Source organism: Megasphaera sp. SC8-1, from assembly GCF_024436295.1.
GTDB classification, from domain to species: domain Bacteria; phylum Bacillota; class Negativicutes; order Veillonellales; family Megasphaeraceae; genus Megasphaera; species Megasphaera elsdenii.
In genome coordinates, this window is the sequence record NZ_JANFQH010000034.1 from 136950 (window position 1) to 160067 (window position 23118).

Below are 23118 nucleotides of genomic sequence, written 5' to 3' on the forward strand. Positions count from 1 at the left end.
ATCTCCTTCATTTACCAGCGATAGCCGGGAAACCCGTAAAAAGCATCTTCACGGCGCAAGTGCCAGACGATGTGGTCTACGGGCAGGGCCAGGATCCCGTGATAAACAAGCATGGGTATGCTGAATTCCAATAAGTAGGCGGCAATATTGATGTACTGGCCGGCCAGGAAAAGGAAGCCGCAGGTCAGGGCCAGGCCGACTTCCGTCGCGCCCAGGACGATGAGCAGCGTCAGGACCCACTGGTCCTTGTCGATATCCCGGCCCAGGTAGCTGCAGACCAGGGCTACGATGAGGTAGACCAGGAGGTGCATCCCAAAGAAATTGCCGATGATGACGTCCTGACAAAAGCCGCCCAGCAGGGCCGTGATGATGCCGATGCGCTGGCCGTGATGGAGGGCCATGAGGACGACGAAGACGAAGATGAGGTTCGGCTGGCTCACACCGTTAAACATAAAAGGCAGGACAGCGCTCTGCAAAATGAAGACGATGAAAGCCGTCATGATACAGTTCAGTTTCTTCATAAGGCTGCGGCTCCTTTGATCCCTTCTACTTTGTCGCGATTCGTCTGCGGTACGAGTTTCGGCGTAACCTCCGGTTTTTCATAAGACCCGGTGTCGGCCGACTTCAAGATGACGAAGACTTCTTCCAGTTTGGAGAAATCGACGCTGGGACGAATGACGGCATATTTTACGAAATCATTTTCATTCTGATGGATCGACACGATGGTACCGATGGGCAGGCCCTTCGGGTAGATAGAGCCGAAGCCCGACGTGACCAGTGTATCCCCTTCCAGGATATCTGCGTCCTTGGCGATGTTGACGAACTGCGGTTCCGTCGGTACGTTGCCGTTACCGCGGACGACAGAGGATACCCGCGATTCCGGACGCTGGACGATGGCGCCGATGCTCGTCCGCGGGTCGGTCAGGAGCTGGACCCGAGCCGAATGAGGATAGACATCGCTGATGAAGCCGACGACGCCGCTCGGCGTGATGACAGGCATATCCTTTTCGACGCCTTCACCGCTGCCGACGTCGATGATCATCGTATTGGTCCACGTGCCATAGTCACGGGAAATGACGGACCCAGCCAGAAGCTGGTACTGGTTGTGGGACGATTTGAAATTGAGGAGCGCCCGCAGGCGGTCGTTTTCGGCTACGACTTCATCGTAGTCGACAGTCCGGCTCTTGAGGTCGGCATTTTCTTTTTCCAGCGATTCCCATTCAATGCGGTTTTTCAGGCTGATGTCGACAATGTGGATGCTCGACGTCAGGGAGTCCATGACGCGGCTGGCACCGTATTCAAAAGGCGACATGATCGTCATCAGCGGCTTGGTGATGAACGGCAGGGAATCGCGCTGGCGCCAGGCCCAGCCGACAAGCGCAATGACGATGAATAAGATGAGTACGAAGACGACGCTTCTTTTACCGAACGAAAACAATTTTAAAATCTCCTCCTATATATACGCTGAGCCCCTTCGACGAGGGCCGATAACTTATCACGATCCGCGACGGCAATGCCCGTGCCTTTGGCAACGGCCAGTTCCGGTTCCGGGGCCACCATGACCGGCACGCCCAGTTCCTGCGTAAAGAGCTGGTCCATGCCCTTGAGCTTGGCGCCGCCGCCGGTGAGGACGATGCCGTGTTCCATGATGTCCGCTGCCAGTTCTGGCGGCGTTTCCCGCAGGACATCCTTGACCAGGTCGAGGATCTTGATAAGGGGCTTGCCGATGACGTGGTAGAGCTCACTCGATTTGATGGCCATTTCCCGCTGGAGACCGTCGTCGAGGCCGCGGCCCATGAAGTAATAGCCCCGGTCCTCTAAAGGCAGGATCGCCGAACCATTGGTCACTTTCATTTCCTCGATAGTCGTATCGTCCGTGACGATATCGTACTGATAGCGCAGATAATCTTTGATGGCCGCATTGAAATCAAGGCTGCCCAAGTGGAGCGACTTGGAAACGACGATGCCCCCCAGGGACAGCATGGCCACATTAGTCGTACCGCCGCCGATGTCGATGACCATGTTGCCGACCGGGTCATAGACGGGCAGGTTGACGCCGAGGGCAGCCGCCGCTGCCGTTTCGATCAAAAAGGCTTCTTTCGCGCCGGCCTGGTAGACCGCTTCCATGACGGCCCGCTTCTCGACATTCGACGCTGCCGACGGCACGCCGATCATAATGCGCAGGCGCTGGACACTGCGGACGCACTTGCTGAGGATATACCCCAGCATGGTCCGGGTAACACTGTAATCGGCGATGACGCCGTGGACCAGCGGCCGATGGAGCTTCACCGTTTCCGGTGACCGGGATAACAAGTCTTCGGCGGCCCGGCCGACAGCAATGATCTTGCTGTTCCGTTCGTCCGTCGCCATGACCGATGGTTCAGACAGGACGATGCCCCGGCCCTCCACATAGACCTGGGTTGTAGACGTCCCTAAATCAATCCCTATATTTTTAGTTAATGGAGAAAAAATCGAAGCCATAACAAATCCTTTCTATTCCTTTCGCATATTCTGTCTTAGTTGAACAGTCATCAATTCCATATTTTATCACATTGCGCCCCTTTTCGCATTAACTAATTTCAGGGAATGGAAAAAAGGGCCTGTCGCACGTGCGACAGACCCTTTTAAGTGGTTAGCAGCTAGTGGCTAGCGGATGGTCTTTAATTTAAAAGCCATCGCTCCAAACATCAAACTTCAAACAGGGATACACCCACATGTGCATGACAGCCGAAACAGCCACGCGCCCCGTCCCTTACGCGACTTTCAAGCCGGCGCGGTGCAAGGCCATGACGATAGGAGTGATGATGAGGCCCGATACGATGGCTTCCGGGATACCATTGACGGCCGTGATGCCCAGCATGATGTTGATGACATTCATGAAGGGAATACCCTGCGCTTCAGCATAGGGGACGCCGACGATGGCCGTAAAGGACCCGAGGAAGAGAATCGTATGGCAGACCGTCGTCAAGACTGCCGTAATGGCAATACGCCATACTTCGCGGATTTTCAGATGACGATAGATTTCAAAAGCAATGACGCCGATGAGGATGCGCGGTATGATACAGATGAAGGCATCGGCAACGACGTTATACTGAACGGCGAACAAGAGCAAGGCACTTGGCGCCTGTAAAGACCGGATAAAAGAAAAAATGCCGAACATGAAGCCGACAATCATGCCGACCTTGCGGCCTGCCGTCAGGCTACCGATAATCGTCGGAATATGAAGGATCGTCGCATTCATGATGACCAGCGGAATGAAGCCATAGCCCGTAAGGCCTAAAAAAATCGTAATGGCCGACAAAAAACCGGCAACTGTCAACTGCCGGATCGACAAAAAAGTGCGCTGTGCCGGCATGGTGCCAGCTGCATTCTGTTTTCCCATGATTTTCCTCCGTTCTCGCTCTCTCGCAAGATACAAGTCGCAAACAAGCAAATAGACACAAAAACACGGCCGGTCCGCGCCAGTATCCGCCCGTTCCCGGTACCAATCCGGCGCTATCAAAGAACCTGCCTTCTGTGTCACGCGTAGTATATCATATTTAGCCAGGCCTTGCCAATAGCAATTGGGAATATTGTGAATTTTTACACGAGCATAATACAAAAGGCGCTGTCGCACGAAGACAGCGCCTTTTTTGAGTTTGAAGTTGAAAGTTTGATGTGGATGGGACAAAATTTAAAAGCCATTGCCTCAAACATCATACATCAAACCTCAAACATTTAAGAAAAAAGGCCTCGCATGATAGCAAAAAGCTTCATGCGACAGCCCCTATTGGTGGTGCGAGTGGAGGGACTTGAACCCTCACGCCGTGAGGCGCCAGATCCTAAGTCTGGTGCGTCTGCCATTCCGCCACACTCGCAAGTACCTTTTTATTTTACCATGATTTCCTCCTATTGGTCAAACAAAAAATATGGTATCATATTTCTATACATATCATAAAGGAGGCTTGTTATGTTATTACAAAGGGAATCGAAATTTGAAGGGTCTGTACTCGGATTTATCGGCTATGGCCTCATCTTAGTCATCATTACGATTTGTACGTTCGGAATCGCCTACCCTTGGGGCGAAGTCATGTTCCGCCGCTGGATCTGCCGCAATACGATTATCGACGGCCAGCGTCTCACTTTTGATGGAACAGGTCTGCAGCTCTTCGGCAGCTACATCAAATGGTGGTTCTTCACTCTCATCACGCTGGGCATCTATGGCTTCTGGCTGTTCAACAAGATGACAGCCTGGCGGGTCAAACATACGCATTTCGCAGAATAAAAAAAGGCGCTGTCACACGAAGGCAGCGCCTTTTTAACACTATACGACCTGGAACAAATAGAATTTCAGGTAATTCGTTTCCGGGACGTTCCAGAGGATGGGATGGTCCGGCGACTGCTGGCGTCCTTCGATTTGGCGGAGGCGGACGCCGGCGTCTTTGGCGGCATCGTGGAGCATCTGGCGGAACAGGTCGTCGCGCATGAAGTGCGAGCACGAGCAGGTCGCCAGGTAACCGCCGCGGGGCAGGAGTTTCATAGCTTTCAAGTTGATTTCTTTATAGCCCCGGATGGCATTGCGGACGGTATGGCCCGACTTGGTGAAGGCCGGCGGGTCGAGGATGATGAAGTCATAGTCGTGGCACTTGTGGTCGGCCAGGTCGGTCAAGAGGTCGAAGACGTTAGCCTGCTTGGCCGTGACGATGGCTTCCAAGCCGTTGCGGCGGATGTTCTCGTTAGTCATGTCAACGGCTTCCTGGGAAATATCGACAGCTGTGACGCTGGCTGCCCCGCCCTTGGCCGCATTGAGGGCAAAGGCCCCGGTATGGGTGAAGCAGTCCAGGACGTGTTTGCCGGCGGCGATTTTGGCAACAGCCAGGCGGTTGTATTTCTGGTCCAGGAAGAAGCCCGTCTTCTGACCATTTTCGACGTCTACATCATAGAGGATGCCGTTTTCGTCGATCGTCGTCAAGACGCTGCCCGGCTGAGGCAGGAAGTCCGCTTCATACCAGCCTTTATACTCTTCCATGCCGTCCAGTTTACGGACCTTGACGTCATTCCGTTCGTAAATGCCGCGGATGGTGACGCCCATAGCGGCCAATTCATCGACGAGGGCCTTGAAGATGACCGGTTTCACCTGGTCCATGCCGTAGCATAAAGTCTGAGCGACGAGGACGTCGTTATAGCGGTCTACTGTCAACCCCGGCATATCGTCGGCATCGCCGAAGATGAGGCGGCAGCAGGCAAAGTCCTTATCGCCCATGACGGTCTTGCGGTAATCCAGGGCGTACTTGACCCGGCGCTGCCAGAAGGCTTCATCGAAGCGGTCGTTGGCATTGCGCGACACGATGCGCACGCGGATTTTGGAAATATCATTGGCAAAGCCCGTCCCGAGGTAGCGGTCCTTATCGCTGTAGACATCGACGATGTCCCCGGTCTGATACGTGCCTTCGACATGGGTCACTTCTTCCCCATATACCCAGGGGTGGCCACTGCGGGCGGCCCGTTCCCCTTTTTTCGTAATCGTTAATTTTGCATAAGGTCGGTTCATAGTACCCCCGTTTTATAAAATATAATGGCTCAAGTCGACGTTTTGGACGACGTCGTTCAGTTTGCCCGAAACGAATCCCTTGTTGACGACGATGTGTTTTTCGTCGATGTCCGGTGCTTCATAAGCTACGTCTTCGAGGATTTTTTCCAAAATCGTGTGCAGCCGGCGGGCGCCGATGTTTTCCGTTTCTAAATTGACGCGGTATGCGTATTCGGCAATAGCGTCGATACCGTCATCGGTAAATTCCAGGGTGACGCCGTCTGTTTCCAAGAGGGCCTTGTACTGTTTGACCAGGGACTGGTTCGGTTCAGTCAGGATGCGGCGGAAATCGTCGACCGTCAGGGACTGGAGTTCGACGCGGATCGGGAAGCGGCCCTGCAGTTCCGGAATGAGGTCGCTCGGCTTGGAAACGTGGAAGGCACCGGCAGCGATGAAGAGGATGTGGTCCGTCTTGACCGGGCCGTATTTCGTATTGACCGTGGCCCCTTCGACGATGGGCAGGATGTCGCGCTGTACGCCTTCTCGGGAGACGTCCGGCCCGTTGGCGTGGCCTTTTTCAGCGATCTTATCAAATTCGTCGATGAAGACGATGCCCGATTCTTCTGTCGCTTCGATGGCTTTATCGACGATGATGTCCATGTCCAGGCATTTTTCTAATTCTTCTTCCTTGAAGATTTCCCGGGCCTTGGCGACGGTCATCTTCTTTTTCTTCTTCTTTTTCGGCATGATGCTGCCCAGCATTTCCTGGAAGTTATTGGTTAGTTCTTCCGTCGAATTGCCCGTCAGGATGCCCTGGAAACCCTGGTTCTGTTCAGCCACTTCGACTTCGATTTCCCGGTCGTCCATCTTGTGGGCGCAAATATCTTCAAACATCTTCTGCCGGCGGTCGGACTTCGGTTCTTCGAGCTGCTTCGGTTCTTCCGGCGTATCGTCGTCATCATCGTCGCTGCTGAAGAAGACGTCCATCGGGTTCTTGACCTTTTCCTTGATGGATTTCTTCGGCCAGAAGACCTGAAGAATGCGCTTGTTGGCTTCTTCTTCAGCCTTTTCTTCATAGCGCTGGCTTTCCTGTTCCTGGACCATGCGGATGGCGTTGGCCACGAGGTCGCGGATCATCTGTTCGACGTCGCGACCGACATAGCCGACTTCCGTATATTTCGTCGCTTCGACTTTGATGAACGGTGCGCCGACGAGCTTGGCCAGGCGGCGGGCGATTTCTGTCTTGCCGACACCGGTCGGGCCGATGAGCAGGATGTTCTTAGGGATGATTTCATCCTGCATGTCTTCGCTCAGGCGTTTGCGGCGCCAGCGGTTGCGCAGGGCGATGGAAACGGATTTCTTAGCTTCGCTCTGGCCGACGATGTATTTATTCAGTTCCGCCACGATCTGTTTTGGCGTCAATTCTGTTTTTTCCATAGAAATACCTCTTTCTTAGATTTCTTCGACAATGACATTGTGGTTGGTGTAAACGCAGATGTCCGCTGCGATATGCAGGGACTTTTCAGCGATATCCCGGGCCGACAGGTCCGTATTCTGCAGAAGGGCCCGTGCCGAAGCCAAGGCGTAGTTACCGCCGGAACCGATAGCCAAGACGCCGTCATCCGGTTCAATGACTTCGCCATTGCCGGAAATGAGCAAGATACGCTGACTGTCAGCGACCAGGAGCAGGGCTTCCAATTTATGGAGAATCTTGTCGGACCGCCAGTCCTTGGCCAGTTCGACGGCGCTGCGGACGAGGTTGCCGTTGTGTTCGTTCAATTTAGCTTCAAAATGGTCGAATAAGGTGAACGCATCGGCAACAGAACCGGCAAAGCCGCTGATAATCTTACCGTGGTAAAGGCGGCGAACTTTCTGGGCCGTCCCCTTCATGATGACAGCATTGCCCATCGTGACCTGGCCGTCACCGGCAATGGCCGTCTTGCCATCGCGCTGGACAGCACATATCGTAGTAGCGTGGAATTCAGTAGACATTAATTCAGACATGGGTAATCCCCCTTCATTTGTTCGATTTCATCGAGCGCCCGCTGAGCCAGCAAGGCGTTCTTTTCTTTCTTCTTCATGCGCTTCTTGATGCCCAGCGGTTCCATGAGACCGAAGTTGATGTTCATCGGCTGAAAATGGTCGTTCGGGCCGCTGGAGATATATTGGCTCAGGCCGCCCATGGCCGTGCGCCTGGAAAAGGTCAGGCCGTCTTCCCCTTGCAGGAGGCGGGCTGCATTGACACCGGCCAAAAGGCCCATGGCTGCCGATTCCAAGTAGCCTTCGACGCCGGTCAGCTGGCCGGCAAAGAGGAGATTCGGCTGCTTGCGCAGCTGCAGCGTCGGCAAGAGTAGTTCCGGCGAATTGATGTAGGAATTGCGATGCATGACGCCGTAGCGGACGAATTCAGCGTGTTCCAGGCCGGGAATCATAGAAAAGACCCGCTTCTGTTCGGGGAACTTGAGGTGCGTCTGAAAGCCGACGATATTGTACAGTGTGGCACTGCCATTATCCTGGCGGAGCTGGACGACGGCATAAGGCAATTCGCCCGTGCCGGGCAGTTCCAGGCCGACGGGCTTCATCGGGCCATAACGCATGGTGTCGATGCCGCGGCCGGCCATGACTTCAATAGGCATACAGCCTTCAAAGACACTGTCGTCCTTCTCAAATTCGTGGAGCTCAGCACATTCAGCCGTCGTCAGGGCCTGCCAGAAGGCTTCATATTCTTCTTTCGTAAAAGGGCAGTTCAGATAGTCTGCGCCTCCCTTGCCGTAACGGGCCGCGCGGTAGACCTTGGTCATGTCCAGGGAGTCGACGGCGACGATAGGCGCTGCGGCATCGTGGAAATGGAAATAGTCTTCCCCCGTCAGGCGGCGGATGGTATCGGCCAGGGCGTCACTGGTCAGAGGGCCGCTGGCGACGATGCAGATCTGGTCATCCGGCAGTTCCGTCACTTCTTCATGACGGATAGTGACCAAAGGATGATCCTTGAGTTTTTCCGTCACATACTGGCTGAAAGGGACGCGGTCGACGGCCAGGGCGCCGCCAGCCGGGACGCGGTGCGTATCGGCTGCGTCCATGATGAGCGAGCCCAGACGACGCATTTCTTCCTTCAAGAGGCCGACGGCGTTTTCGATATTGGCTGCCCGCAGGGAGTTGCTGCAGACGAGTTCAGCAAAATATTCCGTATGGTGTGCCGGCGACGATTTGACCGGCCGCATTTCGACGAGTTCCACCGGGATGCCGCGGCGGACGAGCTGCCAGGCAGCTTCTGAACCGGCCAGGCCGGCACCGATGACTAAGACACTATTCTTCATTCACTACCTCACCTTTTTTATGGTTTTCACACTCTGCATTGCTGCAGAAAATCTTATCAGGCCCTTTTTTATAATGTTTGACGATCATGATACTGCCGCAAACAGGGCATTTCTTGTCGACAGGCTGGTTCCAGAGGACGAAGTCACATTCCGGGTACTGGCTGCAGCCGTAGAAGACGCGGCCCCGCTTGGACTTACGCTTGATGAGCGTCCCCTTGCCGCACTTGGGACAAGTAATGCCCAAGTCTTCGACAATGGCCTTGGTATTGCGACATTCCGGGAAATTAGAGCAAGCCAGGAATTTGCCGAAACGGCCGAATTTATAGACCATGGGCGCGCCGCAGAGTTCACAGACCTGTCCCGAATCCTGGCCAGAAATCGTGACCTTTTCCATCTTTTCTTCGGCTTCGTCCATTTCCGGTTTGAAAATATCATAAAATTCCTGCAGGACGTGGCGGTACGTATCCTGGCCCTGCTCGATGGCGTCCAGTTCTTCTTCCATGTGGGCCGTAAAGCCGACGTTGATGATCTGGGCGAAATATTTTTTCAGTAAATCGACGATGATGACGCCCAGTTCTGTCGGGACGAACTGTTTGTCCTTCTTTTCTACGTAATTGCGGTTCTGGATGGTATCCATAATCGGCGCATACGTACTCGGCCGGCCGATACCCTTTTCTTCCAGCGTCTTGATCAGGCTGGCTTCGGTATAGCGGGCCGGCGGCTGAGTGAAATGCTGCTGCGGCGTGACCGCCTGGTTGTGGACGACGGTATTGGCTGAGATGTGCGGCAGTTCGGCCAGGGTCTTGTCCTTTTTGGCGTCCTCGTAAAGTTCCGTAAAGCCCTTGAACAGGACCTTGTAGCCGGCAGCCCGCAGTTCATAGCGGCCGCTGTTGATGATGATGGCCATGTGTTCCGTTTCGACCGATTCCATCTGGCTGGCCAGGAAGCGGTTCCAAATGAGGGTATACAGGCGCAGCTGGTCGCGGGACAGAAATTCCGACACCTTGTACGGCGTCAGTTCCAGCGACGTCGGACGGATAGCTTCGTGCGCATCCTGACTGGTCTGCTTGGTCTTGTAGACGCGGGGCTTTTCCGGGATATATTCTTCGCCATAGTTCGACGTAATGAATTCCCGCGCAGCCTGGACCATGTCGTCGTTGATGCGGACCGAGTCTGTACGCATGTAGGTGATGAGGCCGACATGGCCCTGGTCGCCCATATCGAGGCCTTCATAGAGCTGCTGAGCCAGCATCATGGTCTTCTTGGCACCGAAATTGAGCTTGCTGACACATTCCTGCTGCATCGTCGACGTCGTGAACGGCGGCTGAGGCTGGCGTTTGCGCTTGCGCTTTTCGACTTTTACGATCATATCGGGGTCGTGCGTTTCGCCGCGGTTTTCCCAGGTCAGGTCGTGAGCAATGGTTTCGGCTGCCTCCTGTGTCGGGATTTCCGCCTTCTTGCCGTCGATCTTGGTCAGTTCCGTCGGCAACGTCAGGCCGTCTTCCGTCGTATAGGTCCCGCTGACGGTCCAATATTCTTCCGGTACGAAGGCCTTGATGGCTTCTTCCCGTTCACAGATGAGGCGGACGGCGACGGACTGGACGCGGCCGGCGCTGAGGCCCTTGCAGACTTTCTTCCACAGGAGAGGGCTCAATTTATAGCCGACGATGCGGTCCAGGACGCGGCGGGCCTGCTGGGCGTCGACTTTCTTCAAATCGATCGGTTCCGGGTCCTTGATGGCCTCGATGATGGCTTTCTTAGTAATTTCGTGGAACATGATGCGGCACTTATCGTGCGGATCGATTTCCAGCAAATGGGCCAAATGCCAGGAAATGGCTTCCCCTTCGCGGTCCGGGTCCGTTGCCAGATAGACTTTTTTCGAGCGGATGTATTCGTTCTGCAAGTCTTCGATGAGCTTGCGCTTATCCCACATATTGGTATACGTCGGTACAAAACCGTCTTCGATATTGACACCGAACTGATTGCGCGGCAAATCGCGCAGGTGACCGCGGCTGGCCATGACCTTATAGCCGCTGCCTAAAAAGCGTTCAATCGTCTTGGCCTTGGCCGGCGATTCGACGATGACCAGGTTCTTGGCGTTCTTCGGAAGCGGATCCAGCTTCTTCAGCGGTTCCTTCTTGGGCAGATTGACTGTGCCGTGGATGACGGTCTTCTCACCGTCGCCTTTTTTCTTGCGGCCTCGCTTCTTCTTTTTGGAATCATCAATAATGATCGTGCGTTTAATCGGAAATTCTAACATCTATCTCCATCCTGCCTCTCGCTGTACACGAAATCTGAAAATGTACTTAAACTATTTTCCATCATACACTATTCGCCGCTACCTTTCAAGGTGTGACTCTCTTTAATACTATAATATAGGTGCAAAAAAGGAGCTGTCGCATCGTGACAGCTCCTTTTTGAGCTTGAAGTTGAAAGTTTGATGTCTGATGTGGATGTTTTTAAATTTAAAGCAATCACCTCAAACATCATACATCAAACCTCAAACATTAAAGAGAAAAGGGCCTTGCATGATGGCAAAAAGCTTCATGCAACAGCCTCTTTTTGAGTATTAAGTTAGCAGTTTGCAGCCAAACGATTTATTGAATTTTGCTGATGATGACGTCGGTCATCTGCTGGGTGTCGGCTTTCTTGAAGCCTTCTTTGTAGAGGTCCGGTGTGCGCCAGCCGTCGGCTAAGGCCGCATCGACGGCTTTTTCGATCTTGTCGGCCGCTGCGTCTTCATCTAAGGAGTAGCGCAGGAGCATGGCTGCCGAGAGGATGGTCGCGCAGGGATTGGCAATGCCCTGGCCGGCGATGTCCGGTGCCGAACCGTGGATCGGTTCGTAGAGGCTGGTCATTTCGCCGATGGAAGCCGACGGCATCATGCCAATGGAACCGCCGAGGACGGCCGCTTCATCGCTGAGGATATCGCCGAAGAGATTGCTCGTGACGATGACGTCGAACTGTTTAGGATTAAGGGCCAGCTGCATGGCACAGTTGTCGACATAGAAATGATTCAAGTCGATATCGGGATAGTCCTTGGCGACGTCGATGACCGTACGGCGCCACAGGCGGGACGTAGCCAGGACGTTGGCCTTGTCGACGGACGTGACCTTATGACGGCGTTTCTGAGCCGCTTTCATGGCAAATTTGCTAATGCGCTGTACTTCAGGAACACTGTAATTTTCCAGGTCCCAGGCGCGTTCGACGCCGTTATGGATTTCCGATTCACAGCGGTCACCGAAGTAGATGCCGCCGACGAGTTCGCGAACGATGAGGACGTCCGTGCCGGTGACGATGTCCGGTTTGAGCGGCGAGTATTCAGCCAGCACTTCCGGCACCTTGACTGGACGCAGGTTGACATAAAGTCCCAAAGCCTTGCGAAGGCCCAGGACAGCCTGTTCCGGCCGCAGTTTCGGGTCGACGTTATCCCACTTGTCGCCGCCGACGGCGCCGAAGAGGATGGCATCGGCCTTCTTAGCCGCTTCAATCGTATCTTCCGGCAACGGCGAGCCGCAGAGGTCATAGGCCGTACCGCCAGCCGGTTTCTTTTCAAAAGTCAGGCCAATGTGGCAGACTTCATCGATTTTCTGTAAAACTTTGACGGCACCTGCCGTGATTTCTTCCCCGATTCCGTCGCCGGGGATGACGACGATATGTTTAGCCATGTTACTTAGACTCCTTTACGTAATTGATCAAGCCGCCAGCCTGGGCGATATCCTGGATAAAACCCGGCAGCGGCGGGGCCTGGAAAGTATCGCCCGTCGTCTTGTCGATGATCTTCCCCGTACTGAGGTCGATGGAAAGGATGTCACCGGCCTTGATCTTTTCGACGTCGTCGCCGATTTCCAGGGCCGGCAGGCCGACGTTGATGGCGTTGCGGTAAAAGATGCGGGCGAAGCTGGCCGCAATGACGACGGGAACGCCCGAAGCCTTGATGGCAATCGGCGCGTGTTCACGGGACGAGCCGCAGCCGAAGTTGTGGCCGCCGACCATGATGTCCCCTTCCTTTACGTTACCGGCAAAGGTTTCATCAATGTCGACCATGCAGTGCGTGGCCAATTCCTTCGGGTCGAAGCTGTTCAAATAACGAGCCGGGATGATTACGTCTGTATCGATATTGTCGCCGTAGCGCCATACTTTTCCTTCTAATGTCATAATTTAACGGACCTCCTTCGGTGCGGCAATCTTGCCGAGAATCGCACTGGCTGCGGCCACCTGCGGGCCAGCCAGGTAAACTTCGCTGTCGACGTGACCCATTCGGCCGCGGAAGTTGCGGTTCGTCGTGGAGACACATTTTTCACCAGCCGTCATGATGCCCATGTAGCCGCCCAGGCAGGGGCCGCAGGTCGGCGTCGAAACGGCGCAGCCGGCAGTGATGAAGGTTTCGATATAGCCAGCCTTCATGGCTTCCATATAGACGTGCTGGCTGCCGGGAATGACGATGCAGCGCACATCAGGATGGACCTTATGGCCTTTCAAAATATCTGCAGCGATTTTCAGATCTTCCAGACGGCCATTGGTACAGGACCCGATGACGACCTGGTCGATCTTGATGTCGCCGAAAGTGCCGATGACCTTGGTGTTTTCCGGCAAATGCGGGAAGGCGACGACAGGCTTTAATTCGGACAAGTTGATTTCGACGGTCCGGCTGTAATGGGCGTCGGCGTCGGCCGTGACGATATCGTAGCCATCGGGGACGCGGCCCTTTTCATAAGCGATGGTCTGTTCATCGACGGGGAAAATGCCGTTCTTGGCACCGGCTTCGATCGCCATGTTGGCAATGGTGAAGCGGTCGGTCATATCCAGGGCTGCGACGCCTTCGCCAGTAAATTCCAGGGACTGGTAGAGGGCACCGTCGACGCCAATCATGCCGATAAGGGTCAGCATGACGTCTTTCCCGGTAATGTCGTCCGGTTTCGTGCCCGTCAGGTGGACGTTGATGGCATCGGGGACCTTGAACCAGGCCTTGCCCGTCGCCATGGCAACGCCTAAGTCCGTCGAGCCGACGCCGGTGGAGAAACCACCGAGAGCGCCATACGTACAGGTATGGGAATCAGCGCCGATGGTCAGCATGCCCGGAGCGACGATGCCCTGTTCCGGCAAGAGGACGTGTTCGATGCCGACGCGGCCGACTTCAAAGTAATGCGTAATGCCGTGCTTCTTGGCAAAATCGCGGACGATCTTGGCCAAGCCGGCCGACTTGATATCCTTGTTCGGCGTGAAGTGGTCGGGAACCAGGGAAATCTTGGTCTTATCGAAAACAGGCTTGCCGATCTTATCGAATTGTGCAATGGCCGGAGGAGCCGTAATATCGTTGGCAAGGACCATATCGAGATTACAAGTAATTAAATCACCCGGTTTCACCGAGTCGACGCCGGCATGTTTTGCCAGAATCTTCTGCGTCATCGTCATACCCATATGTATATACACTCCTTATGCTAATTAACTCTGAAAGTTATAATATAGTGAATCGCTATCATATTTAAGTTTGATGTGGTAGGTTTGATGTTTGATGTAAGTGATTTTACGTCAAACATCAAACCTCAAGCATCAAGCTTTAATGCTGACCCGACGTGGCTTTGAAGGCCGTGATCGTGTCCGGCGTGGATTTGAGGGCCCGGAACTTGACGCGCTGGGCCATGCCGTCCATGCGGTTAATGGCCGTCATGAAAGCGAAGATAGAAGCCGTGATGGTGTCCGTATCGACGCCAGCGCCCCAGGTCGTATGGCCGGCTTTATCAGTCAGGCCGAAGTAAGCAATGCCGCGGGAATCAGAATCGCGGTCCAAATCGTGTTCGCTGTAGACGAGGTTGCTGAATTCAATGCCATAGGCTTTGCAGACAGCGTTGCTGACGGCGTTCAGCTGGCCATTGCCAGCCCCTTCGAGGACGACTTCTTGGTCGTTGGCGCGGACCAGGACTTTGCCGACCCATTTGTCGCCTTTCTTCTTGAGCGAGAAGTCTTCGACTTTCAGCGGCGTTTCGGCATTGAGGTAATTCTTCTGGAAGACGTCGTAGATTTCGGCCGGTTTCAGTTCCTGATGCTTGTGGTCCGAAACTTCCTTGACGAAGTAGCTGAAGTCTTCGCGCATCTTCTTCGGCATATCGATGCCGTAGTTCTGTTCCATAATGAAGCCTACGCCGCCCTTGCCGGACTGGCTGTTGATGCGGATGACGTCGGCATCGTACGTGCGGCCCACATCATGCGGGTCGATATACAGATACGGGCAGGTCCAGTACTGTTCGTTGTTTTCTTCGCGGAAATGCATGCCCTTGGCGATGGCGTCCTGATGGGAACCGGAGAAAGCGGCGAAGACCAGCTGGCCGGCATAAGGCTGACGCGGATGGACATGCATGCGGGTCACTCGTTCGTACGTTTCCACCAGTTTCGGCATGTTGGAGAAATCCAGGCCCGGATCGACGCCTAAGGCATACATGTTCATGCCGATGGTGACGATGTCGGCGTTGCCCGTCCGTTCACCATTGCCGAACAGAGTCCCTTCAACGCGGTCCGCGCCGGCGAGCATAGCCATTTCAGCATCGGCAACGCCTGTGCCGCGGTCATTGTGGGGATGAACCGATAAGATGACGTTGTCCCGGTATTTCAAGTTCTGCGACATATAGGCAATCTGCGAAGCGAAGACGTGAGGCATGGACATCTGTACCGTCGACGGCAGGTTGATGATGGCCTTGCGGTCAGCCGTCGGTTTCCAAACATCGAGGACGGCGTTGCAAACTTCCAAAGCATATTCCGGTTCCGTACCGGTGAAGCTTTCCGGCGAATATTCAAAGCGGAAGTTGGCACCGGCTTCGTCCGTCAGGCGCTGTAATAATTTCGCACCGTCAACGGCAATCTGCTTGATTTCTTCCTTCGATTTGCGGAAGACCTGCTGGCGCTGGGCAAAGGACGTGGAATTGTAAACATGGACGATAGCGTTCTTGACGCCCTTCAGGGCGTCGAAGGTCTTGCGGATGATGTGTTCGCGAGCCTGGGTCAGGACTTGGACCGTGACATCATCAGGAATCATATCGTGATCAACTAAGTAGCGCAGGAATTCAAATTCCGTTTCCGAAGCAGCCGGGAAGCCGACTTCGATTTCCTTGAACCCCATACCGACTAAGACTTTATAGAATTCAATCTTTTCTTCAAGGCTCATAGGAATGATGAGGGCCTGGTTACCATCGCGCAAATCGACGCTGCACCAAATCGGCGCTTTATCGGGATATTCTTTCTGTGTCCAGGACATATCGACAACGGGGGGCATAAAGTAACCTTTTTTGTAATGTTCTACGTTTTTCATACTGCATCTCTCCTATGATTATGAAATAAATTTAAAATAAATCATTACACAATCAAAATAAAAAAATCTTCCGTCTCAAAGAGACGAAAGATTATACTTACGCGTTACCACTCTAATTCCTATCCGAAGATAGGCTCTCTACAGGTACGGACAACTGTCGATACCCTCCTGTCTGTTAACGGCCAGGCCCCGGCTCCACCTACTCCTTTTGTTTCAGCGAGCTGCTTAGAGATGAGTTCTGTTCCGTGCCGCTGCTGCCTCACACCACCCGGCAGCTCTCTGGAAACATTCCGGAACTTACTAGTTCTCTTCAACGCATTTTTATTTTGGATTGTTTGTCTGTTGACGCTTTGTATGTTATCATACCCTTTTGTAATTTGCAAGGCTTTTTCCAGAACTTTTCCGAATATTTTTAACTTAAACGTGGTACTTTATTTAAGAAAAACCAGTAAAATCAGGTTTAACGTTTATCTTTATGCAAGTCTTCTCCTATACTCCCGCCCCTATCTTTTTCCCTTGATTAATGCTATAATAAATAAGTTACACAACAAGGAGGAAGTACATGTTAGAACAATTCCAAAATTTGAATATTAGCGAAGTCATTATCCGCGCTCTCAACGAAATGGGCTTTGAAGAACCGACGCCAATCCAGGCTGAATCGATTCCTGTCGCCATGAGCGGCAGCGACATGATTGGTCAGGCCCAGACCGGTACGGGTAAGACCGCTGCCTATGGCATCCCGGTCCTGGAAAAAATCCTGAAAGCCGAACCGTCCAAGGATATCCAGACCGTCGTCCTGTCGCCGACGCGTGAACTGGCCATGCAGGTCGCCGAAGAACTGAACCACCTGGCCCAGTTCACCAACATCCAGGCCCTGCCGATCTACGGTGGCCAAGATATGGAACGCCAGCTGCGCCGCCTGCGCAAATGCCCGCAGATCATCGTCGCTACGCCGGGCCGCCTCATCGACCATATGAAACGCGGCACCATCGATTTAAGTCACATTACGACGATCGTCCTCGACGAAGCCGACGAAATGCTGGACATGGGCTTCATCGATGACATCAACCTCATCATGGCCGCTACGCCGAACACGCGCCAGACTCTGCTCTTCTCGGCTACCATGCCCAAACCGATCCAGCAGCTGGCCGAAACGTTCCTGCACGACCCGCTCATTATCCGCATGAAGGCCAAAGAAGTCACGATGGACCTCATCGAACAGTCCTACATCGAAGTGCCGGACCGCCAGAAATTCGACATCCTCTGCCGTCTCCTGGACCTGCAGGAACCGGACCTGGCTATCATCTTCGTCCGCACCAAGCGCCGCGTCGACGAAGTATCGGAAGCCCTCAAGAAGCGCGGTTACTCGGCTGAAGGCATCCACGGCGACTTGACCCAGGCGAAGCGCGACACGGTCATCCGCCAGTTCCGTGAAAAGACCATCGACATCCTCGTCGCTACAGACGTTGCCGCCCGCGGCCTCGACATCAGCGGCGTCACCCACGTCTTCAACTACGACCTGCCTCAGGACCCGGAAAGCTACGTCCACCGCGTCGGCCGTACCGGCCGTGCCGGCCAGAGCGGCGAAGCGACGACCTTCGTCATTCCCCGCGAAATGGAACACTTGCGGACCATCGAACGACTCATCAAGCGCCGCATCACCCGCCGCAAGGCACCGACCTTCTCGGAAGCCTTGGAAGGCGCCCAGCAGGCAGCCATCCGCAGCCTGATCACGACGACAGAAGAAGGCAATTTCGGGACGTACAAAGAAAATGCCGAAGAACTCCTGTCCAACTACGACTCGGCCGCCCTCGTAGCCGCTGCCATCAAGCTCTTGACGAAAGAACCGGACACGACGCCAGTCAAGATCACCGAAGAAGCCCCGCTCCGCGTCCACCGCAGCCGCAACAACCGCGGCGACCGCAATAACCGCCGCTACAACCGTAACGACCGCCGGGGAGACCGCCGCAACCGCAAAGACGACGGTGAAGGCAACAGTGAACACCGCGGTGAACGGCGCCGCCATTTCGCTCCCAAGAATCGGGACAACAACCGCAATAATTCCCGCAACAACCAGCGCCGTGAAAATAAACAGCATAAAGAACCGAACCGTTCCGTATTCAAACCTTATTTTAAGGATTGATGTGAAAAAAGGAGCTGTCGCAAAGCGACAGCTCCTTTTGTGGTTCGTTTGGCGTGATTCGTTTGCCGAAAATATGCACAAATACAGCACAGGCTGTTCACAGAATTCGCGCGGGCGCCCGGTATGGGCGCCCCTACGCTGACCTGCGGCTTGCTCCATTACGACAAACGCCCCACGGCAAACGGCAAACGTGGAAAAAAAGCTTCATGTATGACGTCAGAGGCTTTTTCATGCTTACTGCAGCGCGTCCCAGGCGTTGGCGACGTCGGCAAATTCCTGCAGGGACAGGGTTTCGCCCCGGCGCTTGCCGTCGATACCGGATTTTTCCAGTACCTGGACAATCTGTTCCTTGCTCATGCCCGTGTTCTTCAAGGCATTGGCAAAGGTCTTGCGGCGCTGCTGGAAAGCGGCCTTGACGACCTGGAAGAAGCGCTTTTCATCGGTCAGATCCACCGGCGGCTCTTGGCGGACATCCATGGCGACGACGGCCGACGTGACTTCCGGTGCCGGCATGAAGCATTTCGGCGAGATTTCAAAAAGCATCTGGGGCTTCGTATAATACTGGACCGAGACGGACAGGGCGCCATAGATTTTATGGCCTGGTTCCGCCACCATGCGTTCTGCCACTTCCTTCTGGACCATGACGACGATGCGCTTGATAGGCAGCTTCTGTTCCAGGAGCTTCATGATAATCGGCGTCGTAATATAGTAGGGCAGATTGGCACAGACCGTGAAGGGCTGGTGATTCATGACTTCTTCGATATCGATTCGCAGGATATCGCCGTGGACGACGCGCACGTTGTCATAGTGTTCCAGCGTCTTGTCGAGGACAGGCAGCAGATGATCGTCCAGTTCGACCGCCGTCACAGCGGCCCCCGTTTCAGCCAGGGCCTGGGTCAGCGTACCGATGCCCGGACCTATTTCCAGGACCGGGTCGCCTTCACCGATGCCGGCTGCGTCGGCAATGTCGTCGACGACGGCGTGGCGGATGAGGAAATTCTGGCCCAGCTTCTTATTCATACGCAGGCCAAAGCGTTTGACGACGTAGCGGACGACGTCGGGATTGGACAAGTCGACTTCTTTCATTTATTTCACCTCGTGGATCTGACGGAGAGCGGCGTCCCATTCGTCACGGGTGACGCCGTAATGATTCAAGCGTTTCAAAAACTGTTTGGCATTGCCATAGCCGATGCCCAGGATGGCCCCGACTTCAGCCCGGCGGTCGGCGGCATCCGGCGTCCCGTTGAGTCCAGCTGCGGCGATGTCCTGCATGGTAAAGGTCGTCTGCGGTTCATACGTCGCACAGCGGACTTTGGACAAGGCCAGGCGGATGGCTTCTGGCGAAGCCTGTTCGACCCCCAGGTCGTTGTTGGCAATGGCGTCTTTCCTGGGGATGAAGGCGTGCTTGGCCTTGGGGAAGCGGTCGGTCAGGAACTTGCGGATCTGCTCCCCTGCCCGGTCGGGGTCGGTCAGGATGATGATGCCCCGCTTTTCATAGGCACAGCGTATCTGTTCCAGCGTATGGGGCTTCAAATTGAAGCCGTCTGTCGTAATCATATCGACATCAATATGGCTGGCGCGGATGCGGGCGACGTCGGACCGGCCTTCGACGACGAGGACTTCCTTAATCATGAGCGGCTCCTTCCCGGTGTTCGGCAATATACTGGGCTGCGCTGAGGATGGCCAGGACATTGTGTTCAAAGACGATGCCCCCTTGGAGATAAATCATATAGGGGTCGCGGATCGGACCGTCGGCCGACAATTCGATGGACGACCCCTGGACAAAGTCGCCAGCAGCCATGATGATCTTATCGGCATAGCCCGGCATATCGTCGGGAATGGGCGTGACATGAGCATCGACAGGCGAGAAAGACTGGATGCCCTGGCAGAAGAGACACATATTCTGTTCATTTTCCAGATAAATGGTCTGAATCAGATCGACGCGCGGATCCTGGACGGCCGGTGAGACCTTGAAGCCCATCTTTTCAAAGACAGCGGCGGCAAAGACAGCGCCTTTGATGGCCTGGGCCGTGACGTGCGGCGCCATGAAGAAGCCCTGGAAAAAGAGGCGGTAACCAGCCGCATAGGAGCCGAGTTCGTCGCCCAGGCCCGGAGCGGTCAGGTAATCGGCGGCGGCGTGGACCAGTTCTTCCTTACCGGCAATATAGCCGCCTGTCGGTGCGATGCCGCCACCGGGATTCTTGATGAGCGAACCGGCGATGATGTCGGCACCGGCTTCAATCGGTTCTTCTTCGGCAGCAAATTCGCCGTAGCAGTTATCGACAAAGCAAATCGTCTGAGGGCTGACCTTCTTGACGACAGAAATAATCGAACGGATATCATCGATTGTCAAAGAGGCCCGCGTGCTGTAACCGCGAGAACGCTGAATGAGGACCAGTTTCGGCTGCTTTTCAGCCACGGCGGCCTCAATACCGGCCAGATCATAGGCGTTGTCCTTCAAGGGGACTTCTTCATAGCGAACGCCTTTTTCCTTCAGAGAATGGGGCGTTTCATGGGCGTAGCCGATAACGCCCTGCATCGTATCATACGGTGCGCCGACAAGGCTCATCATGAGGTCGCCTGTCTGCAACAGGGCCAGCAGGACCGTCGCCAGCGCATGGGTCCCCGATACGAAATGAGGACGGACAATGGCTTTTTCCGCTTTAAAGACGCGGGCAAAGACTTCGTCGAGCTTTTCCCGTCCCATATCGCTGTAGCCATAACCGGACGTACCGGCAAACTGATACGACGAAATCTGAGCTTCCTTATAAGCAGCCAGGACTTTCGCCGTATTATGGAGACAAATCGTATCAATCCGTTCAAACTGGGCCGCACATTCGGCCAGCGCTTCTTTTCGTAATGTTTCTAAATCCAAAGACAATGTTATGATTCCTTTCTGTATTTGCTTAGTTTATAATGAAAGGCTCTCCTAATAGGGGAGGCTTTCTGCTCTTCGCTTTCATTCATCAGGATGTGCACAGGATTCGCGCGGGCACCCCACGTGGGCGCCCCTACGCTCTCCAGTGAGCGTCTATATCACGGATGACGGCCCGGGCCAGGGCGGCTTCGTCCTCGTACTGGTCTTTTTCGTACCAATGGATGTAGGGCATGCGTTTGAACCACGTGAGCTGGCGCTTGGCAAAACGCCGCGTCCGGGTCTTGATGCGGGCCACAGCGTCATCGAGGGGCATCTGTCCCTGGAGATACAGGGCCAGCTCCTGATAGCCGATGGCCTTCATGGCCTGACAGTCCGTCGGGATGCCCCGGTCCAACAAGTGCCGCACTTCATCGACCCAGCCGGCAGCGATCATAGCGTCGACGCGTTCTTCGATGCGGGCATATAAGACGTCCCGCGGCAGGCGCAGACCGATGACATAGGCGTCATAGACCAGACCGTGAGCCTTGCCGGCGCGGACGAAGGTCTTCCCTTCGCCCTGTTCGATAGCACTGACCAGGCGGGTCAGGCGATGCGTATTGGAAAGCAGCTCGTGCCAATCTGGCGGCTGCCAGTCCGTTTCCCGGACAATATAGTCTTTCAGCGCCCCTTCATCGAGGGAGGCAATGCGTGCCTGAGCCGCTTCCTTGTCAGCTTCGGTCATGCGGGCCGTCTGAAAATCGTAGCCTTCCAGGAGGGATTGGACATAGAGCCCTGTGCCGCCGACGACGATGGGGACTTTGCCCTTCCCGTTGACTTCGGCAATGGCGCTCCCTGCCATCTCACAAAAACGGGCTGCCGAATAGGGCTCGGCAGGCTCGGCAATATCGATGAGATAATGGTGATAGCGGGCCAATTCGTCCGCTGTCGGTTTGGCCGTACCGATATCCATATGGCGGTAAATCTGGTAGGCGTCGCCAGAAATGAGGTCGGTCCCGTAATGTTCGGCCAGGGCAAAACTGAGCGCCGTCTTGCCGACCGCCGTCGGACCGATGATGGCCATTACTTTTTCCATGAATCACACTCCAATACGGCATAGCCAATGCGGCTGTATTTGCCGCCATATAAGGTAACCTCCGGGAAATCGCGGCAGAGTTGGCGGAAATCCCGCTCCTTGATGACGACCCGGCGCCGGGCTTTCTGCAGCGCCCGTTCAATCAGGTCCCGCGTCAGACCGCCGTGTTCCATAATGGCCCGGACGGGCTGGAACTGGCAGCTCGCCTCGACAGGCCGCTGGAACATGGGATCGAAATAGAGGACGTCGTACACGGGCCCTTCGTCGGATAATAGGTAATCGCGATAATCGCCACGGCGCAGGGAAATCCGTCGCAGTGCCGCCGTGACGTCGTCTTTCTTGTGGACAAAATGGGAAAAGCCCCACGATGTGACCGCTTCCAACAGGGGTGACACCTCCAGGGCATCGACGCGTGACCCAGCAGGCAAGCCAAAAGAAGCGACAGCCGCATCGGCGCCAAAGCCGCAAGTACAGTCGAGGACGGTAATAGGCGGCTCGGAAGAACCCTTCCACCGCGAGCGGTCCCCCTCCCCTTCGCAGGAGAGGCTTTCGGCTCCCCTGTGAAGGGGAGCTGTCAGCGCAGCTGACTGAGGGGTTCTTCCTTCCCTCTCCTTCATCCCCATGAGCGCTTCCAGCAAATGGTCGCGCTGGCCTTTCCGCAAGTTCTGGATGCGTAGTTCGGCCATGTTGAGACTGAAGAAATGGCTGCCTTCCGGCCGATCTATCTGAGGCCCTCGCGACGAATAGACGAGAAAGTCCTCGCCGTATTCATCCATCAAGTCCTGGATAGTCCGCTGGTGCCGCAACACATAAGTGAAGCCCTGACTTTCGGCCCAGGCCTTCCCTTCACTTTGTAATTTTTCTTTGGCCTTCAATGAAGGCACGACGTAAATCAT

General features: G+C 54.8%; 20 protein-coding genes, 1 tRNA gene and 1 other annotated feature. Of the genes, 2 read left to right on the forward strand and 19 right to left on the reverse strand.

The features are described from left to right. Positions 1-11 precede the first annotated feature (11 nt). The 5 genes from mreD to NOS26_RS11470 form a co-directional block, all read right to left on the reverse strand. The gene (gene mreD / locus NOS26_RS11450; protein WP_014016484.1) at positions 12-521 is read right to left on the reverse strand and encodes a rod shape-determining protein MreD; all 510 of its coding nucleotides are present in this window, start codon (positions 519-521) and stop codon (positions 12-14) included. After that, entirely contained in the window at positions 518-1438 is a 921-nt protein-coding gene (gene mreC / locus NOS26_RS11455) for a rod shape-determining protein MreC (protein ID WP_014016483.1), read from the reverse strand. Before mreC ends, mreD begins: the two co-directional genes overlap by 4 nt. Positions 1439-1440: 2 nt before the next feature. Further along, on the reverse strand, positions 1441-2481 hold the full coding sequence (locus NOS26_RS11460; RefSeq protein ID WP_036204639.1) for a rod shape-determining protein: 1041 nt from the start codon (positions 2479-2481) through the stop codon (positions 1441-1443). Between the two features lie 271 nt (positions 2482-2752). Further along, a complete protein-coding gene (locus tag NOS26_RS11465) occupies positions 2753-3382 on the reverse strand; it encodes an ECF transporter S component (protein WP_014016481.1) in 630 nt (209 codons plus the stop codon). 391 nt (positions 3383-3773) lie between these two features. Beyond that, positions 3774-3857, reverse strand: a tRNA-Leu gene (locus NOS26_RS11470). A 92-nt stretch (positions 3858-3949) separates the two neighbouring features. Between NOS26_RS11470 and NOS26_RS11475 the strand changes: the two genes are divergently transcribed. Further along, positions 3950-4264, forward strand: a complete 315-nt coding sequence (locus NOS26_RS11475; protein ID WP_014016478.1) for a DUF898 family protein — start codon at positions 3950-3952, stop codon at positions 4262-4264. Between the two features lie 39 nt (positions 4265-4303). Here the strand turns inward: NOS26_RS11475 and NOS26_RS11480 are convergent, their stop codons facing one another. The 9 genes from NOS26_RS11480 to NOS26_RS11520 form a co-directional block, all read right to left on the reverse strand. After that, positions 4304-5530 (reverse strand): class I SAM-dependent rRNA methyltransferase, encoded by a 1227-nt coding sequence (locus NOS26_RS11480; RefSeq protein WP_054336789.1) that lies wholly within the window; start codon positions 5528-5530, stop codon positions 4304-4306. Positions 5531-5542: 12 nt separating this feature from the next. Further along, positions 5543-6946, reverse strand: a complete 1404-nt coding sequence (gene hslU, locus NOS26_RS11485) for an ATP-dependent protease ATPase subunit HslU (RefSeq protein WP_027895070.1) — start codon at positions 6944-6946, stop codon at positions 5543-5545. A 15-nt stretch (positions 6947-6961) separates the two neighbouring features. Further along, entirely contained in the window at positions 6962-7501 is a 540-nt protein-coding gene (gene hslV, locus NOS26_RS11490) for an ATP-dependent protease subunit HslV (protein WP_027895071.1), read from the reverse strand. Continuing rightward, positions 7501-8826 (reverse strand): methylenetetrahydrofolate--tRNA-(uracil(54)-C(5))-methyltransferase (FADH(2)-oxidizing) TrmFO, encoded by a 1326-nt coding sequence (trmFO, locus tag NOS26_RS11495; RefSeq protein WP_074786748.1) that lies wholly within the window; start codon positions 8824-8826, stop codon positions 7501-7503. Before trmFO ends, hslV begins: the two co-directional genes overlap by 1 nt. Further along, positions 8816-11086, reverse strand: a complete 2271-nt coding sequence (topA, locus tag NOS26_RS11500) for a type I DNA topoisomerase (RefSeq protein WP_074786750.1) — start codon at positions 11084-11086, stop codon at positions 8816-8818. Before topA ends, trmFO begins: the two co-directional genes overlap by 11 nt. A gap of 337 nt (positions 11087-11423) precedes the next feature. Further along, positions 11424-12494, reverse strand: a complete 1071-nt coding sequence (leuB, locus tag NOS26_RS11505; protein ID WP_074786752.1) for a 3-isopropylmalate dehydrogenase — start codon at positions 12492-12494, stop codon at positions 11424-11426. Position 12495: 1 nt separating this feature from the next. After that, positions 12496-12984, reverse strand: coding sequence for a 3-isopropylmalate dehydratase small subunit (locus tag NOS26_RS11510; protein ID WP_014016471.1), 489 nt, complete (start codon positions 12982-12984; stop codon positions 12496-12498). Positions 12985-12987: 3 nt separating this feature from the next. Beyond that, positions 12988-14247: a 3-isopropylmalate dehydratase large subunit gene (gene leuC, locus NOS26_RS11515; RefSeq protein WP_074786754.1), complete on the reverse strand. Its 1260-nt coding sequence runs from the start codon at positions 14245-14247 to the stop codon at positions 12988-12990. A 139-nt stretch (positions 14248-14386) separates the two neighbouring features. Then, entirely contained in the window at positions 14387-16129 is a 1743-nt protein-coding gene (locus tag NOS26_RS11520) for a 2-isopropylmalate synthase (protein WP_074786756.1), read from the reverse strand. Positions 16130-16205: 76 nt separating this feature from the next. After that, positions 16206-16452 (reverse strand) — a binding site (T-box leader). Between the two features lie 239 nt (positions 16453-16691). Here NOS26_RS11520 and NOS26_RS11525 point away from each other — a divergent pair. Then, positions 16692-18272, forward strand: coding sequence for a DEAD/DEAH box helicase (locus NOS26_RS11525; RefSeq protein WP_074786758.1), 1581 nt, complete (start codon positions 16692-16694; stop codon positions 18270-18272). 234 nt (positions 18273-18506) lie between these two features. On the opposite strand, the gene rsmA is transcribed toward NOS26_RS11525, so the two are convergent. The 5 genes from rsmA to NOS26_RS11550 form a co-directional block, all read right to left on the reverse strand. Further along, positions 18507-19358, reverse strand: a complete 852-nt coding sequence (gene rsmA, locus NOS26_RS11530) for a 16S rRNA (adenine(1518)-N(6)/adenine(1519)-N(6))-dimethyltransferase RsmA (protein ID WP_054336797.1) — start codon at positions 19356-19358, stop codon at positions 18507-18509. Beyond that, on the reverse strand, positions 19359-19904 hold the full coding sequence (gene rnmV, locus NOS26_RS11535) for a ribonuclease M5 (RefSeq protein ID WP_054336798.1): 546 nt from the start codon (positions 19902-19904) through the stop codon (positions 19359-19361). It lies immediately after the preceding gene. Further along, the gene (locus NOS26_RS11540; RefSeq protein WP_177183653.1) at positions 19897-21147 is read right to left on the reverse strand and encodes a methionine gamma-lyase family protein; all 1251 of its coding nucleotides are present in this window, start codon (positions 21145-21147) and stop codon (positions 19897-19899) included. Before NOS26_RS11540 ends, rnmV begins: the two co-directional genes overlap by 8 nt. Before the next feature lie 136 nt (positions 21148-21283). Beyond that, the gene (gene miaA / locus NOS26_RS11545) at positions 21284-22222 is read right to left on the reverse strand and encodes a tRNA (adenosine(37)-N6)-dimethylallyltransferase MiaA (RefSeq protein WP_074786762.1); all 939 of its coding nucleotides are present in this window, start codon (positions 22220-22222) and stop codon (positions 21284-21286) included. Further along, complete coding sequence (locus tag NOS26_RS11550; RefSeq protein ID WP_255917804.1) at positions 22210-23106, reverse strand: class I SAM-dependent methyltransferase; 897 nt, start codon at positions 23104-23106, stop codon at positions 22210-22212. The genes miaA and NOS26_RS11550 overlap by 13 nt, the downstream gene beginning before the upstream one ends. Positions 23107-23118: the final 12 nt, after the last annotated feature.

Coding starts and splice junctions, on each gene's coding strand:
- mreD (WP_014016484.1), bottom strand. CDS start 521: ATGAAGAAACTGAACTGTATCATGACGGCTTTCATCGTCTTCATTTTG.
- NOS26_RS11460 (WP_036204639.1), bottom strand. CDS start 2,481: ATGGCTTCGATTTTTTCTCCATTAACTAAAAATATAGGGATTGATTTA.
- NOS26_RS11465 (WP_014016481.1), bottom strand. CDS start 3,382: ATGGGAAAACAGAATGCAGCTGGCACCATGCCGGCACAGCGCACTTTT.
- NOS26_RS11475 (WP_014016478.1), top strand. CDS start 3,950: ATGTTATTACAAAGGGAATCGAAATTTGAAGGGTCTGTACTCGGATTT.
- NOS26_RS11480 (WP_054336789.1), bottom strand. CDS start 5,530: ATGAACCGACCTTATGCAAAATTAACGATTACGAAAAAAGGGGAACGG.
- hslU (WP_027895070.1), bottom strand. CDS start 6,946: ATGGAAAAAACAGAATTGACGCCAAAACAGATCGTGGCGGAACTGAAT.
- hslV (WP_027895071.1), bottom strand. CDS start 7,501: ATGTCTACTGAATTCCACGCTACTACGATATGTGCTGTCCAGCGCGAT.
- trmFO (WP_074786748.1), bottom strand. CDS start 8,826: ATGAAGAATAGTGTCTTAGTCATCGGTGCCGGCCTGGCCGGTTCAGAA.
- topA (WP_074786750.1), bottom strand. CDS start 11,086: ATGTTAGAATTTCCGATTAAACGCACGATCATTATTGATGATTCCAAA.
- leuB (WP_074786752.1), bottom strand. CDS start 12,494: ATGGCTAAACATATCGTCGTCATCCCCGGCGACGGAATCGGGGAAGAA.
- NOS26_RS11510 (WP_014016471.1), bottom strand. CDS start 12,984: ATGACATTAGAAGGAAAAGTATGGCGCTACGGCGACAATATCGATACA.
- leuC (WP_074786754.1), bottom strand. CDS start 14,247: ATGGGTATGACGATGACGCAGAAGATTCTGGCAAAACATGCCGGCGTC.
- NOS26_RS11520 (WP_074786756.1), bottom strand. CDS start 16,129: ATGAAAAACGTAGAACATTACAAAAAAGGTTACTTTATGCCCCCCGTT.
- NOS26_RS11525 (WP_074786758.1), top strand. CDS start 16,692: ATGTTAGAACAATTCCAAAATTTGAATATTAGCGAAGTCATTATCCGC.
- rsmA (WP_054336797.1), bottom strand. CDS start 19,358: ATGAAAGAAGTCGACTTGTCCAATCCCGACGTCGTCCGCTACGTCGTC.
- rnmV (WP_054336798.1), bottom strand. CDS start 19,904: ATGATTAAGGAAGTCCTCGTCGTCGAAGGCCGGTCCGACGTCGCCCGC.
- miaA (WP_074786762.1), bottom strand. CDS start 22,222: ATGGAAAAAGTAATGGCCATCATCGGTCCGACGGCGGTCGGCAAGACG.